Origin of the sequence: Bacillus sp. AY18-3, assembly GCF_008042305.1 — a bacterium.
Lineage (GTDB): Bacteria > Bacillota > Bacilli > Bacillales > Bacillaceae_G > Bacillus_A > Bacillus_A wiedmannii.
In genome coordinates this window covers 272,427-288,818 of sequence record NZ_QKQR01000013.1, presented here as the reverse complement: position 1 = coordinate 288,818, position 16,392 = coordinate 272,427, and the positions used below count along the sequence as shown (strand labels likewise).

Genomic DNA, 16,392 nt, shown 5'->3' with positions numbered 1-16,392 from the left:
TCAATCAACCGAGAATATGTAAAGTTAAAAAAATAGCAACCTAAAAATAGTTTTTCTATGTGTATAAGAGTGTGTGTAGTAAAGAGTCTGGTGAGAGCTTTACGCACATTATTAAAATTCCTTTCTGTCTTAAAAGAAGAAAAACAAATACCAACTATTTAGGTGTTTTAAGTAATGATAGTAAATGAAATGTACAGTACATATTTACTTTCAGTCTAATTACTACACAGACTTTTATACATATGCTGTTATTGTTTTAGGAACACATAGGGGGAGAAAGAATGAGGAAGTTATTAACGGTAATTGGAATTACATGTTTAATGTTAGCTGGATGTAGTAATGGGAATTTTGAAAAAGAAATGGATGCAGGGAAGACCGCGTTAACGAATAAAGAATATAAAAATGCCTTATCATCATTTGAAAAAGCGCTAGATGAGAAACAAGACGATTCAGATGTAATGGTGCTTGTAGAACAAACGAAAATAATGATTGAAGCAGTGAAGTTAAAAGAAGAAATAAAGGTAGAAGAATCAATCAAGTCATTTGAAAAAGTAGAGAACATGAAGGATGGGAATAATACACTTATAAAGCAGGCAAAGGAAGAACGAACAGCATTACTAGCTGTGTTAGAACAAAAAAAGAAGTATAGTGAGCAATTGGCGAAAAGTGAAGAGTTAATAAGTAAGAAAAATTATGCACAAGCGAAAGAGATATTAAATAAGTTAGTTGCAGAAACAAAAGATAATAAGAACCTTGAAGAATATAATAAAAAAGCAGTAGGATTAGTTACTAAAATTAATGAAGAAGAAAAAAATGCAAAGAGTGAAGCAGCAGTGAAGGCACAAAAAACAAATGTAGTAACGAATCAAAAGGTAGTAACAGAAAAGAACGGAAAAACTGAGACAGGAAAGAATCAAAATGCATTTACTTTTGAGAAAGCTAAAGAATATATCAAAAATGAATATAAAGAAGAATATGATTACACGCTAGAAGATACACAAGTAGAAAATGGAAAGAAATATTATAAAATTAGAGTGCGTACGACATATAAAATAGAAGGCGCAGCTGGATCAGGATTTACTGGCGTATTCAAAGTATTCGAAGATGGTACGATTATTGAAATGCACTAAATCGATGAAAAAGGTATCCTCAAAGTATATGAGGGTACCTTTTTTAGCATAAAAAAAAGCATCTAGCAAAAGTACTAGATGCAAATAAAAACACAAGGGAAGACAAAATTCTTCCCGTTTCCCGTATGTAATTATATCAAAAAATATATAAAAAACTAGCTTTATTTTTTATATAATTGATGTGTAAAGCTATGAAAGTATAAGATTACACTGTTTTCATAGTGTTTTATTGAAAAAAAGGAGCTGCGTATATGATTAATTTTAAACCGGAAAATTTGAACCAACTACTAAAAGTAATGTTAATTAGTGCGAATAAGTCTTATGATGCGATTAAAGATTATGAATTTACGGGAGAAGCAGTAGTATTCCGTGTAGACTTCGAATATATTGACGTTTCTCTAATGATTGTAGATATGTTAGGAAGATCTGCTTCTAAATTTAACATTTTGCCATATGCCCGTCCGAATACGAATGAAATAGATTACATTCAGTTTCAAGTGTATTCGATTAATGAAGGGAATTTTAAAGAAGTAATGGATACGATGTAGAAAACTATAAAGTGAAACTTTAATCAGTGGGAGATTCATTCCCACTGATTATTAGTTGAACCAATCGGACGTTTACGGGCAGTTGATCGCCCACCTAACTTCTTTGCTCCAGCTGAAATTTTTTGGGAGTTTTACTGCCCGTTAACGTGGGGTAATTTAACAAATATGTATATGCCAACTAATATATAATTAATACATTCATATAATTGGAGTGATGAGATGCAGCCGTTAGAAAGGGAGATTCATTCTAATATGCTGAAAGTGTGGCGAATCCACGCTTTAATTGGGGCGGCAGTTATACTAGCAGTCGTAATTGCGTATTTCTTTTTTATGATCAATTTTAACTGGTGGGGCTGGTTGTTTGGCTTGCTAGTAACAGGAGCTATTACATTTATCCCGCTTGATTATTTTGTGTTTCCAAATTTACGTCAACGTTATTATAGTTACAGATTAAATGAAGAAGAGATTGAGATTCAAAAGGGAATGTTCGTTGTAAAACGCGTACTTATTCCGATGATGCGTGTGCAGCACGTAACGATTGAACAAGGCCCAATTATGAGAAAGTATAATTTAGCAGAATTACATATTTCAACAGCCGCAACTTCTCATAGTATTCCAGGCTTAACGAAGGAAGAAGCAGAGCGGCTGAAAAGACAAATTGGAGAACTTGCGAAAGTGAGTGATGAGGATGTATAAGAGGCAACATCCGATCACAATTTTATTAGGTATTCGAATTGCGGGTTTATTGCCTTTTATTTTACTTGTTTTATTTCGATCAGATGGTCAAGTGAAACCTTGGTATTTCTTTCATCTTGTTCTTTTGGCCATATTATTTATTATGGCAATTTTCTCAGCTATAAAATGGTATTTCAAAGTGTATTGGGTTGAAAATAATATTTTACATATTAAACACGGCGTTTTTGTGAAGAAAGAAAGTTACTTAAATAAAGAACGTGTGCAAAATATTAGTACGTCTTCTAACATCATTTATCAAGTGCTCGGACTGACGAAATTAAATATAGAAGTAGCAGGCGGCGGTAGTGAGCCGGAAATGATGTTAGCTGGTATTAAAGAAGATGAAGCGAAGGAACTGATTGCTTTATTAAATAAAAAAAGAAGCGCTGCGAGTGAAGAAGTACCCATGGCAGAAGAAAGTAAGACGATTTATCAGTTAACGATGAAAGAGATTTTAGCAGCTTCCATTACGTCTGGTAGATTCGGATTAGTGTTTTCAGGATTACTTCTTATTTACACAGAGTTTAATCAATTTCTTCCAGAATGGCTCATAAATAAAGTGGAAGCGTATGTGATGGATAACGGTGTATATGAATTAATCGTTATGGCCGCGATTTTAATGGCGGTTTCGTGGGTCGTTTCGACAGCTGGCTATGCGTTAAAATATGCGAACTTTAAAATAGAGCGAAACGGAAATGAAGTTCGCATCGTGCAAGGGTTATTTGATAAGAAAGAGTTTGTTTTAAAATTACACCGCATTCAAGCAATTACGGTGAAAGAAGGCATTCTTCGTCAGCCGTTCGGTTATTGCTCTGTCGAAGTGGAAGTCATTCAAAGTATAGAAGCAGCTGGAAATGAAGTTATGTTACATCCTTTTATGAAAAAGAAAGATGTCCAGCAGTTACTTACATATTTGCAGTTACCGTATGAAATGGAAGAGGAAATCGTTCATTTACCGAAGGCTGCATTACGTCGTTACGTAATAATGGGCTGGATTACAAGTGCTGTGCTCGCACTGCCGATCATCGGTACGAGTATATATTTCAAACAAAATATGGCGTTATTCACGCTAATACCACTATTTATCGCATTTACGTTACTTGCATACGCTCGGTATACAAGTGGCGGATATATGATACGAGACAATCAGTTAGTCATGGTATACCGTGGTCTTGCGAAATATACGGGGATCATGCGAAGAAGGCACGTTCAAGCAGTAGGATACAATCAATCGTATTTTCAAAAGAAAGATGAGCTATGTACAGCGGTCGTATCAGTAGCGGGACATAAATATAAAGTGAAGCATATGCAAAAAGAAGACGCACTTCGCATATATAATTGGTATAAAGAAAAAGGGAACACCGGTGCGTAACGGTGTTTCCTTTTTTGTGTCGTGATTTGTCGATAAGTCGATATATTTCAAAAATCGCTGATATAATTTGAGTTGCGCTGATATATCTGAAAAATCGCTGATATATTTCGAGTTGCGCCGATATATTCGAAAAATCGCTGATATAATTTCATGTACCGCAGCCTTGGAGAAACCACAGTACAAAAATCCTTAAACTAACACATCAAAAGTAGTCACAAATGACGGACGAGAGAAGATACTTTTCTGCTGCTCTGCATGTGGATGCGCCTGAGCCTGAGCTTGTCCTTCCGCTTGTGCAGGGCGTTTTTTATGAGCGTTTTCGAATGAACGTGATTCTGTCCAGTCTTTAAAGTTTTGCTCCGTTTCCCACATCGTTAAGATGACATATGTATCGTTACTTAATGGGCGTAGAACACGAATTGCTTGGAAACCGGGTTCGTTTTCAATAAGGCCTGCTCGGTTTTTAAATCGGTTTTCAAATACTGGGCGACCTTCGTCTGTTACAGAAATGTTGTTACAAACGATATAGCCAGGTTGTCCTTTAAATTCTCCAACAGCGTCTAGTACGTCATATTGAAGCGCTGATTCTACTGATTCTTCTGTATTTTCTTTATAAAACATATCTTTTTCATTATTTTTTGCAGTGAAATGTGCTTGTTCTAGAGGTGTTTCGTATGAAATAATAGCCTTCATTTTAATGCCCCCTTAATGGTTTGTTTCTATTATATCAACTCTCTTAAAAAACTTCGAAGATTATATACATAAAGATACTTCTTTTTCAAATAATAAATGTACCATCATTTGGAAAGAAGGCCGATGTATGAAGAAAGTAAAGTGGACTTTATTAGGTGGATTCGCAACGCTAGTATTAGCGCTTGTACTTTATAAACTTATTGTGTTAGCTGGTGGCTATATGATGGATGAAAAGCAGCTCGTTTTCCACTCTTCATCACGTATCGTTGACCAGAAAGGGAAAGAGATTACGAAATTATATGTAGAAAATAGAGATCTCGTACCAGTCGAGCAAATTCCAAAGCATGTCCAGCAGGCGTTTATTGCGGTGGAAGATTCTCGTTTTTATGAGCATCAAGGAATTGATTATCCGTCTATATTCCGTGCTCTTTATAAAGATACATTAGCTGGAGAGAAGGTCGAAGGCGGTAGTACGATTACGCAGCAACTCGCTAAAAACGTTTTTTTAACTCGTGAAAAAACAGTTACGCGTAAATTGAAGGAAGTCGCAATTTCCCTTCAATTAGAGCAAAAATATACGAAGCAACAAATTCTTGAAATGTATATGAATCATATTTATTTTGGGCATGGGGCTTACGGTATTCAAGCAGCAGCAAAGTTGTATTTTAATAAAAATGTAGAAGATTTAACAGTAGAAGAAGGAGCGATGCTTGCAGGTCTTCCGAAGTCACCAAATGGATATTCACCTTATTTCTCTCCAGAGAAGAGTAAGGAGCGCCGTGATCTCGTATTGTCACTTATGCATAAACAAGGCTATTTGACTGCCGAAGATAGCGTACGTTATCAAGGAAAGACCATTGCTCTTTACAAAAACTTAGATGAGAATGAACTCGCATATATGCCGTATATTGATATGGTTATAGATGAAGCAGCTCGTTTATACCGATTGTCTCATCAAGAAGTACTGCGCGGAGGATATACGTTTGTCGTACCGATGGATGAAAAGATTCAAAAGGTAGCGTATAACCAGTTCCAAGATGCACGGAATTTCCCTGGGAAAGAAGAGGGGACGCAAGGTGCATTTTTATTAATGGATAATCGTACGGGCGGAATTAAGGCGGCGATTGGTGGAAGAAAGTACGTCCCGAGAGGCTTTAATCGTATTTTCGCAAAAAGACAGCCGGGTTCTGTGCTAAAACCACTTATCGTCTATGCGCCAGCACTTGAAACGAAAAAGTATAATCCATATTCTTTATTGACGAATGAAAGAAATTCATTTGAAGGCTATGAACCTCGAAATTATAACCATTCATATTCGAAAGAAATGACGATGTACGATGCGATTTTAGAGTCAGCAAATGTGCCGGCAGTTTCTTTATTAAATGAGTTAGGGGTAGAAGAAGGAAAGCAATATTTAGAGAAAGGAAATGTTCATATTGCAGACGCAGGGTTAAGTACAGCGCTTGGCGGATTGAAAAATGGTGTTTCACCATTTGATCTTGTAAAAATGTATCGTGCGTTTTTAGCAAATGGTGCTATTATTGAGCCGCACGTTATTGATAAAGTGTTAAATAGACACGGTGCAGTTATTGGAGAATCGCCAAAAGTAGAAACGAAAATATTCTCGAAACAAACGGCGTGGTATATGACGAAAATGTTAGAAGGAGTTGTAAAGGAAGGGACAGCGAAAGCCGGTGTATATAGCGGGGCGTTAGCTGGGAAAACAGGTACAACTTCCTTGTCAAATGACGATAATGGAGCTAGAGATATGTGGTTCGTCGGCTATACACCAAATTTAGTAGGTGCTGTTTGGATTGGTTATGACCGTACGGATAAAGAGCATCAGTTGCAAGGAGAAAGTGCGTCAGCAACGAAATTGTTTAAGAAAATTTTAACGAAGGCAAATGTAGAACAGAAAGAGCTGTTTATGAAACCAGAAGGTGTGGAAACAATCGGTGCTCCGATTCGTTTGCGCAAGATTGAAGATGTGAAAATGAAATTAGCGTTTAGCCCTTTCGGTTTATTTAAAGCAAAATTAAGCTGGACACCACTTCCAGATGAAAGAATTATGTATCGTATTTATAGAGTGGAAAACGGAGTTCATACGCATGTAGGCACTGTAAATGGTGCCGGAGAATATGAGGAAAAGTTCGTTAACATCTTTTCAAAACCGAGTTTTTACGTTGTACCATATAACACACAAACGAAACGTGAAGGAGAAAAGTCAAAAGTAGCTAAACCATAGTTTTTCTCTGTGCTATAATAAGAATGTTGTGAAAATAGTAAGCGGTTTTACGAATGTTTGTGTCAATTTCATGAACAACGTACATAATGTTATGCATTTTGTTTTTACAAGCTGTATAGTAAAAAAAGATAAATATCGGAATAGAACGTATTTAGAGCAAAAGCATGGGCAAGGAAGGGAGCAAGGGTCTTGGTAAGAACTATAAATGAGACATTTTTAAAAGCATGTAGGGGGGAACGTACTGATTATGTACCAGCATGGTATATGCGTCAAGCAGGTCGTTCGCAGCCGGAATATAGAAAGATAAAAGAAAAGTATTCTTTATTTGAAATTACACACAATCCAGAGTTATGTGCTTACGTTACAAAGTTACCAGTTGATCAATATAACGTAGACGCAGCAATTCTGTATAAAGATATTATGTCACCACTACCTGCAATTGGTGTGGATGTAGAAATTAAATCAGGTATTGGCCCAGTTATTGATAATCCAATCCGTTCTTTACAAGACGTAGAAAAACTAGGGGAAATCAATCCAGAAGATGACGTACCGTACATATTAGATACGATTCGTTTATTAACGACAGAAATGTTAGACGTACCGTTAATCGGTTTTTCAGGAGCTCCATTTACATTAGCGAGCTATATGATTGAAGGCGGTCCATCTCGCAATTACCATAATACGAAAGCGTTCATGTATGCAGAGCCGAAAGCTTGGTTCGCATTAATGGATAAGCTAGCAGATATGGTTATTACATATTTAAAAGCGCAAATTAACGCAGGAGCAAAAGCGGTTCAAATTTTCGATTCTTGGGTTGGAACAGTAAATGTAGCAGATTACCGCGTATTTATTAAACCAGCAATGGAGCGTATTTTTGCAGAAGTTCGCCCGATGGGTGTTCCAATGATTATGCACGGCGTAGGAGCTGCACACTTAGTAAATGAATGGCACGACTTACCACTTGATGTAGTAGGCTTAGATTGGCGCTTACCGATCGAAGAGGCACGTGCACGCGGCGTTCATAAGGCGGTACAAGGTAATATGGACCCGTCATTCTTACTTGCGCCATGGTCTGTTATTGAAGAACATGTAAAAGGTATTTTAGATCAAGGGATGAAGCAGCCAGGTTATATCTTTAACTTAGGACACGGTGTATTCCCAGAAGTAAATCCAGATACATTAAAACGTTTAACTACATTTATTCATGAATACTCTAAAGGGCAGTTAGCGAAGTAAAGGAGCATTGCTGTATGAAAAAGAAAATTGGTTTGCTTGTAATGGCATACGGAACGCCATATAAAGAAGAAGATATTGAACGTTACTATACACATATTCGTAGAGGAAGAAAGCCAAGTCCTGAAATGCTAGAAGATTTAACAGAGCGTTACCGTGCAATTGGTGGTATTTCTCCTTTAGCTACTATTACATTAGAGCAAGCTAAAAAGTTAGAGAAGCGTTTAAATGAAGTACAAGATGAAGTAGAGTATCATATGTATCTTGGCTTAAAACATATCGAACCGTTCATTGAAGATGCAGTGAAAGATATGCATAACGACGGTATACAAGATGCAATCGCACTTGTTCTTGCGCCGCACTATTCTACATTTAGCGTGAAATCTTATGTAGGGCGAGCACAAGAAGAAGCTGAGAAACTTGGAAACTTAACGATTCACGGCATTGATAGCTGGTATAAAGAACTGAAATTCATCCAGTACTGGGTTGATGCAGTGAAAGGTATATATAACGGTATGTCAGAAGCAGAGCGTGAAAAAGCAGTATTAATCGTATCTGCACATAGCTTACCAGAAAAAATTATCGCGCTTGGCGATCCATATCCAGACCAATTAAATGAAACAGCTGACTATATTGCAAGAGGTGCTGAAGTAGCCAACTATGCAGTAGGTTGGCAAAGTGCAGGAAACACACCAGATCCTTGGATTGGTCCAGATGTACAAGATTTAACGAGAGAATTAAATGAAAAGTACGGTTATACTTCATTCGTATACGCACCAGTTGGATTTGTTGCGGAACATTTAGAAGTTTTATATGACAACGACTTTGAGTGTAAAGTTGTGACAGATGAAATTGGCGCGAAATATTATCGTCCAGAAATGCCAAATGCATCGGACGCATTTATTGATTGCTTAACAGATGTTGTATTAAAGAAAAAAGAATCTGTATTGTAAAAAGAAAGGGGGAGCATGCTTGAGGAAAAAAGTTGTAATCATCGGCGGTGGCATCACAGGATTAACAACAATGTATAACTTGCAAAAAGATATTCATGACAAGAACTTGCCGATCGATACATTACTTATAGAAGCATCTGGTAAACTTGGCGGGAAAATTCAAACCGTTCGAAAAGATGGATTTACAATTGAACGCGGACCGGATTCTTTCTTAGCACGAAAAGAAAGTGCCTCTAGACTGGCGCGAGAATTAGGTCTTGGTGATGAACTTGTAAATAATAAGGCCGGTCAATCATTTATCCTCGTAAACAATCGGTTACATAAAATGCCGAGCGGATCGATGATGGGAATTCCAACGCAAATTACGCCGTTTCTATTTTCCAGGCTGTTCTCCCCAATTGGTAAACTAAGAGCTGGTTTTGATCTATTAATGCCGAGATCAAAGCCAGTATCTGACCAATCACTCGGGCATTTTTTCAGACATCGCCTCGGCAACGAAGTGGTTGAAAATTTAATAGAACCATTACTATCGGGTATTTATGCAGGGGATATTGATGAAATGAGCTTAATGTCAACATTCCCGCAAATGTATCAAATTGAGCAGAAACATCGCAGTATTTCACTCGGTATGCGTACGCTTGCTCCGAAAAAAGAGAAATCTGAACCGAAAAAGGGAATCTTCCAAACAGTGAAAACAGGTTTAGAATCTATAGTAGAATCTCTCGAAGCAAAGATACATGAAGGTACGATAATAAAGGGAACTCGCATTGAAAAAGTTACAAAACTTGGTGATGCTTACACGATTACTCTTAGTAACGGAAAAGAAATAGAAGCGGACGCGGTCGTAGTGGCAAGCTCACATAAAGTATTGCCATCTATGTTTGCACAGTACAAGCAGTTTCGTTTCTTCCGCAACATTCCGTCTACATCAGTTGCAAATGTGGCAATGGCTTTCCCGCAATCAGCCATTCAGCGCGATATTGACGGCACAGGGTTTGTCGTATCTCGAAATAGCGACTACACAATTACAGCATGTACGTGGACACATAAAAAATGGCCACATACAGCGCCAGAAGGAAAAACGCTTCTTCGTTGTTACGTCGGTCGTGCTGGTGATGAAGCAGTTGTAGAACAAACAGAAGAGGAACTCGTTCAGCTCGTACTAGAAGACTTAGGAAAGACGATGGATATTACAGAAGATCCAGAGTTTACAGTCGTAAGCCGCTGGAAAGAAGCAATGCCTCAATATACAGTAGGCCATAACGAGCGAATGAAGAAACTCACAGCATTTATGGAGAAAGAGTTGCCAGGTATATACTTGGCAGGTAGTTCTTACGCTGGTTCTGGTCTTCCGGACTGTATTGATCAAGGTGAGAAAGCCGCAAAGCGTGTACTATCTCATTTGGAGAAAGTAATGGAGACGGAATTACTCGTACAATAAAATATAAGAAACGCCTTCAATCATATTGAAGGCGTTTCGTTTGTTATATAAAATACTTATTCGCCAATAAATATATATAAATTATTTGGCTTTATAACAGCATCTCCCGCATAAATAACCCATTCTGTTAAGTTTTCAAACTCTAAATGATAACTATTTCCCTCACTCATATCTTTTATAAAATATGGTTCATTAATGAGTATTCCTTGAATGAAATCTTCCGTAATGTTTTGCATTTCAAACCACATATGTTCACTTTTTCCTTCTTCGTAGGAAACACCAAACTTAGCGAGGAAACGAAAATCTTCATTTGATTGTTCAATGTGAAAAATATTGCTGAAATACCCGAAAGTATTCTTCGCATTGTAAGCCATACGATCGGTTTCACTATTTGTTTTATAGAACATGAGCCCTGTAGCTTCCTCGTGTTCTTTGAAAAAACTTTCAATATATTCTTCTAAAGTATTAAATTTGAATAAAAGAACGGACGGAGATTGATGGTATTCATCTCGGTCATCCATCCCGCCTAAGAATACGTTTTGTGCATCTATTGGTTGTATTTTCACTTCTTCATCCTCGATTGAAGACAATTGATCCATACTCGTTTTATGCCCAATATAAGATAATCCCTTTTCCCAAGGAACAGCTACTGTATGGATAGAACCTTGCTGACTATGCGCGATCACGATAGGCTCATTCATAGGGACTTGTCCATTCTCAACGGCATTATTAGCAAATGTTTGAAAGAGATCACCAATGCCGTAATAGGACGAAATGCGATTTGGAATAATTAATTCTATTTCTGTTACGCCTGCTCTTAAAAGGCCATGTGTATGAAACCAATATTGCGTAGGCTCACCTTCTTTATCGTCTTCATAAACAGAATGAATAACATACAAGTCAGGAATGTCAGGTAATAATTCATTTTCAACGTGATATTCAATATAGCTTCTAGATATCACTTTCATTGCGGCACTTGAATCGATTACAAATAACAAATCTGGAGCGAGGTGCCATAAAAACTGTAACTGCTGGAAAAAGCAGTCCAATACATCGCCTACAAATAGCGTACGAGTGAAAATTTCAGTTCCATAAGCAGCATCTTCAAAATGACGATCTACGATTGTAGAATCTTGTCTATTGTACATTTTATATTCTTCTGGATCGCTCGTTTCATCAATATGCAGTTCATACGGTATGATTGTTTCATCCATATGTAACTCAACAATAAGGCTTGTCTCATCACTGTAAATAATTTTTAATTCATCCACTTTAGTAGAGATAGTCTCTAGCCGTTGTTTTAACTGCTCAATTGTAATTCTAGTAGGTATAACGGCAATCATATCTGAAAAATGACGTTCTAATGTTCCATTCATAGCTGCGCGGTATGTTTCTGTTTGCACTTCCATCCAATCACTCCTATTCAAATGAATCCATTTTACATGCCAATGAACTTTCGATATTTTCTGTTTTCTCTCTCTAACATTATAGAGTGCATTCATAGAAGGTGTAAAATTATTATTTTGTATTGTAGTTTGAAAACGAGTAAATTAGATTAATTTTTTGTAAAACTTGTCGAAATACCATTCTATATAACGAATCATTTGATATGATAGAAATGCTGAGAAAATATGAAATAGGGAGAGGAAAATGGCTGTGAAGAAATTGTTAAGTGTCTTTTTATCATTCATACTATTGCTTTCATTTACTGGAACTTTAGTACAAGCAGAAGAAAATACTTCTATGTCAGTAGAAAAAGCAATTCAAGTATTTAAACAGCAAGGGAAAACGAAGGGGATAGTGGAAGGGTATATCGTTGGATATACGCAAAGTCCTTCTAAATACACGAAAGATCCGGCTAAGTTTGATGATACAAACGTAGCAATTGCCGATTCGCCAAATGAAACGAATCCAGACAAAATCATGCCTGTTCAGTTGCCGAAAGGTGATGTGAGAGCGGCAGTAAACGTGAAAGATCATCCTGAAAATATCGGGAAGAAAGTTAGTTTAACAGGGACGCTTGAATTATATTTTAGTAGCCCAGGTTTAAAATCAGTAACGGCTCATAAGTTTCAAGGGGAAGGACAAAACCGTGTTAGCGATGTAGTAGCTTCGCCTGGTAGCGGAGAAGTTGCGAAGGGCACAGCGGTAACATTAACAACGAATACAGAAGGAGCAACAATCTACTATACGTTAGATGGCTCTAACCCTACAAATAAGAGTGTTCGTTATAACGGACAAATTGTAGTGAATGAAAATAGTGTGATTAAAGCAATTGCAGAGAAAGAAGGGCTTACTTCTTCAGCGATTTCAACATTTTCATTTATTATCGTAAATAATGAACCAGTTCGTATTCATGATATTCAAGGGTAATTAACTGTTACGATTTATTTAACCAATTATAACCAAAGTTAATTAATTATATCAGTAAGCCCTGCTAGTCAAGTGATTGGCTAGTAGTGAGGGTTAACTGCGGGCAATCCCTAAAGCTGATTGAACTACAACGTGGCTAGAAATGGTGAGCGTGAATGTTGCGAAAGCAGAAAAAATCAATCAGATGGTGCAAGGTTAAATCCTAAACACTAGAATAATGGGTCTTCCGCCTCGAATCATCTAAGTCAAAATGGATAAGATGAACGTTCAACGACTATCTCGTATAACTGACGAGAGTACATCACAAGCCTATGGTGATGGAAAAATCCTCTATCTCTAAAGAGATAAACATATAGTCTGCGCTCATGTGAAAACATGAGAAGTTCATAAGAGAACTGGCTAAGGAATTGCGCCCTTAGTTGAACGAGATAAATTTAATTAAATCTATCAAACTTTAATGAATCTATCAAACGTATGTGTTGTGGTAAATTCAATGAAGTGAGAATATTAATGAAATTTTTACGAGTTAGTCAAGTATCGGAATTAACAGGTTTGTATCCAAGTAGTCTTACGAGAATGCTGGTGGAACACGCTACTATTCAGAAGAACAAATCTTTCAGTATCTGAAAGGTGAGTGCCCGAATAATCGCACAGTAAAGGAGTAGGCTTCTGATGATATTGGCGAAGAAAGTTAGACTGATTCCAACGCCTGAACAAGAACAAGTGCTTAGAAACCATGCTGGTGCTGCAAGATTTGCTTATAACTATTGTAAAAGAATGAGTGATAGATACTATAAGCTATTTGGAAAATCTGTTTCACAGTTAGATTTACAGAAACGATTTACAAAGATCAAGAAGCAAAAGAATTATGAGTGGTTAAAAGACATCAATGCACAAGTTCCCAAACAGGCTTCAAAAGATTTTGATACGGCGAGAAAAAATTCGTTCAAAAAGTACAAAAATGGTTATCACACTTCTTATAAATCCAAAAAAGATTTAATCCAAGGATTTTATGCCAATTATGAAAGACTGACTATAGGAAAGAAAGTAGTTCATATTCAGTCCATTGGAGTAGTGAAAACAAGCCAACAACTACCAAGAAACAAAAAACCATCCAATCCAAGAGTTACATTTGATGGTCGTCACTGGTGGATTAGTGTAGGGTTCGAAGGATCCTTTGAAGCACAAGAATTAACCGATGAGTCGATTGGTGTAGATGTTGGTTTAAAAGAACTGTTTGTGGCTTCTAATGGTACGAAAGAACGAAATATAAACAAAGATGCCAAGGTTAAAAAACTTTTGAAAAGGAAAAAGTCAGCGCAAAGAGATATGTCTAGGAGATTTAAAAAAGGTGTAAAAATTCAGTCTGCCGGATATGAAAAGCTAAAACTGAGCACCTGCGGTTATCTAGGAAAATTATGAATATCCGAAATAACCATATCCATCAAGCAACAGCTAAATTGGTGAAAACCAAACCAATGAGGAATGTTGTGGAAGACTTATCTATCTCAAACCTGTTAAAAAACAAAAAACTATCGAAAGCATTTTCATTTCAAAAATTAAACTTCTTCTTTCAATGTTTATCATACAAGTGTGAGAAGTATGGCATTGCGTATGTAAAAGCTGATAAATGGTTCGCCTCAAGCAAGATTTGTTCATGTTGCGGAGTGAAATACGACCATTCAGTTCAACCAGAAGGACAGTGGAGTTTAAAAATACGTGAGTGGCGTTGTGTTGGGTGCAATAGCCATCACGATAGGGATGTAAATGCTGCGATAAATTTATCAAGATGGGTAAAATAAATGCTTGATAATAGGAGGTAACGATACTGCCTCGTGTGGAGTGTTATACCCCTCGTCCCTTCGGGGGTGCGAGAACACGATGAAGCACTAACTTGTGTAAATTTGATTGAATTGTATAGATTTAGTTAAGTTTATCGTATCGGAAATCACATATTTCTCCTTACAAAGGAAAGAAAGTATACAATGTGGAAGGCGTTGTAACAGCACTTGATAAAAATGGTTTTTATATAGAAGATAACCAGCCGGATAATGATCCAGCTACGTCAGAAGGTATGTACGTATACAAAAAAGATGCGAATGTAGCGGTAGGAGATCTTATTCAAGTTGATGGAGAAGTAGAAGAATATGTTGGGCCTGGATATGCAGAGCGATTTGAAACAGACTTAACGACGACGGAAATTAAAGCGAGCCGCGTTGCTGTAATCGCAAAAGATCAAGCTTTACCAGCGCCGATTGTACTTGGAGAAAACGGTGTGAAAATTCCTGATCAAATTATCGATAATGATGCATTTGGTTTATTTGATCCAAATGAAGATGCAATCGACTTTTATGAAAGTATAGAAGGTATGCGCGTTACGATGCCAACGCCAAAAATTATTGCACCTCAGAAAAACGGGAATTTATATGTAACAGTAGAAAATGGCGGAAATAAAGTCGTAACGAAATATGGCACACCTGTATTAGATGAAAATCAATTAAATCCAGAGCGTCTTTCTGTAAAAGTCCCTCGTGATTATGTAGCAAAAGTAGGAGATACTTTCACTGGAGATATAACAGGGGTAGTCGGATATGATTACGGTTCGTTCCGCATTGCGCCAATAACGGAATTACCATCTGTAGTGGAAGGTGGATTTAAGCAAGTAGGCGCGAATATTCAGCCTCGTCTTGATAAGTTAACCGTTGCTACATATAACATTGAAAACTTCTCGGCGAATAAAAAAGAAACAACAGATGAAAAAGTAAAAGCGTTAGCATATTCTATTAAATACAACTTAAAAATGCCAGATATTATCGGTGTAGAGGAAATGCAAGATAATAACGGAACGATTAATGACGGTACAACAGATGCTTCTTTAAGCGCAAAACGTATCATTGATGCAGTTCTAGAAATTCGTGGACCAAAGTATGAGTATGTAGAAATTGCTCCGAATAATAATCTAGACGGAGGAGCACCAGGAGCGAATATTCGCGTCGGTTTCTTCTACAACCCATCACGCGTGAAATTAGCAGCAGTACCGAAGTTACTTGATAAAAATGTCGTTCGCATTGGAGACGAAAATCCATTATTTGAAAGTACACGTAAACCGCTTGCAGCAGAATTTACGTTCCAAGGACAAAACGTTGTTGTCGTTGCAAATCACTTAAACTCAAAAATAGGAGATGCAACGCCATTTGGAAAAGTGCAGCCGCTCGTATTAAAGAGTGAAGAAAAACGAATTCAGTTAGCGCAAGAAGTAAATCAATTCGTACAAGGAATTCAGAAAAAGAACACGAATGCACCAGTTGTTGTGTTAGGAGATATGAACGATTTTGAGTTCGCTAAACCACTAAAAACATTAGAAGGAACAAACTTAAAAAATATGTTAAACACAGTGCCGAAAGAGAACCGCTACACGTACATTCATGAAGGAAATGCACAAGTGTTAGATCATATTTTAGTAACAAACAACATCGCACCACACACAATTGTAGACCCAGTACACTTAAACTCAAACATTATGAAAGAACATGGACGTGTAAGTGACCACGATCCAGTACTTGCTCAAATTGATTTGAAGAAAGCTTCTTAAATAGTCATGAAAGAACGCTTAGAGATATACTGAGCGTTCTTTTTCTGTAAAAATCATGTTAAAATTAATTAAAAATT

At 37.0% G+C, this 16,392-nt stretch carries 10 protein-coding genes and 3 pseudogenes; 11 read left to right on the top strand and 2 right to left on the bottom strand.

Annotation, left to right across the window (positions count from 1 at the left end):
* Positions 1-281 precede the first annotated feature (281 nt).
* From DM800_RS13040 to DM800_RS13025, 4 genes are all read left to right on the top strand, one after another.
* Positions 282-1,130, top strand: a complete 849-nt coding sequence (locus DM800_RS13040) for a hypothetical protein (RefSeq protein ID WP_147786949.1) — start codon at positions 282-284, stop codon at positions 1,128-1,130.
* Between the two features lie 251 nt (positions 1,131-1,381).
* Entirely contained in the window at positions 1,382-1,678 is a 297-nt protein-coding gene (locus DM800_RS13035) for a protoporphyrinogen oxidase (protein WP_088082716.1), read from the top strand.
* A gap of 219 nt (positions 1,679-1,897) precedes the next feature.
* Positions 1,898-2,374: a PH domain-containing protein gene (locus DM800_RS13030; protein WP_097890507.1), complete on the top strand. Its 477-nt coding sequence runs from the start codon at positions 1,898-1,900 to the stop codon at positions 2,372-2,374.
* Positions 2,367-3,785, top strand: a complete 1,419-nt coding sequence (locus DM800_RS13025) for a PH domain-containing protein (protein ID WP_097890506.1) — start codon at positions 2,367-2,369, stop codon at positions 3,783-3,785. Before DM800_RS13030 ends, DM800_RS13025 begins: the two co-directional genes overlap by 8 nt.
* A 189-nt stretch (positions 3,786-3,974) precedes the next feature.
* Here DM800_RS13025 and hmoB read toward each other — a convergent pair whose 3' ends face one another.
* Positions 3,975-4,478: a heme-degrading monooxygenase HmoB gene (gene hmoB, locus DM800_RS13020; RefSeq protein WP_000644084.1), complete on the bottom strand. Its 504-nt coding sequence runs from the start codon at positions 4,476-4,478 to the stop codon at positions 3,975-3,977.
* Positions 4,479-4,605: 127 nt separating this feature from the next.
* On the opposite strand from hmoB, the gene DM800_RS13015 reads away from it, so the two are divergent.
* The 4 genes from DM800_RS13015 to hemY all read left to right on the top strand — a co-directional run bounded on the left by DM800_RS13015 (position 4,606) and on the right by hemY (position 10,350).
* A complete protein-coding gene (locus DM800_RS13015; protein ID WP_147786948.1) occupies positions 4,606-6,723 on the top strand; it encodes a transglycosylase domain-containing protein in 2,118 nt (705 codons plus the stop codon).
* A 189-nt stretch (positions 6,724-6,912) separates the two neighbouring features.
* A complete protein-coding gene (gene hemE / locus DM800_RS13010; protein ID WP_000252609.1) occupies positions 6,913-7,959 on the top strand; it encodes a uroporphyrinogen decarboxylase in 1,047 nt (348 codons plus the stop codon).
* Between the two features lie 14 nt (positions 7,960-7,973).
* Positions 7,974-8,909, top strand: a complete 936-nt coding sequence (gene hemH / locus DM800_RS13005; RefSeq protein WP_147786947.1) for a ferrochelatase — start codon at positions 7,974-7,976, stop codon at positions 8,907-8,909.
* A gap of 19 nt (positions 8,910-8,928) precedes the next feature.
* Positions 8,929-10,350 carry a protoporphyrinogen oxidase gene (gene hemY, locus DM800_RS13000; protein ID WP_147786946.1) on the top strand — a complete coding sequence of 474 codons (1,422 nt, stop codon included), beginning with the start codon at positions 8,929-8,931 and terminating at the stop codon, positions 10,348-10,350.
* A 56-nt stretch (positions 10,351-10,406) separates the two neighbouring features.
* On the opposite strand, the gene DM800_RS12995 is transcribed toward hemY, so the two are convergent.
* Positions 10,407-11,759, bottom strand: coding sequence for a DUF4026 domain-containing protein (locus tag DM800_RS12995; RefSeq protein WP_147786945.1), 1,353 nt, complete (start codon positions 11,757-11,759; stop codon positions 10,407-10,409).
* 241 nt (positions 11,760-12,000) lie between these two features.
* Between DM800_RS12995 and DM800_RS12990 the strand changes: the two are divergent.
* The 3 pseudogenes from DM800_RS12990 to DM800_RS12980 form a co-directional block, all read left to right on the top strand.
* Positions 12,001-12,720, top strand: a pseudogene (locus DM800_RS12990) (DUF6359 domain-containing protein); the annotation flags it as partial.
* 675 nt (positions 12,721-13,395) lie between these two features.
* Positions 13,396-14,525, top strand: a pseudogene (locus tag DM800_RS12985) (RNA-guided endonuclease InsQ/TnpB family protein).
* Between the two features lie 143 nt (positions 14,526-14,668).
* Positions 14,669-16,315 (top strand): annotated as a pseudogene (locus tag DM800_RS12980) (endonuclease/exonuclease/phosphatase family protein); the annotation flags it as partial.
* Between the last annotated feature and the right edge of the window lie 77 nt (positions 16,316-16,392).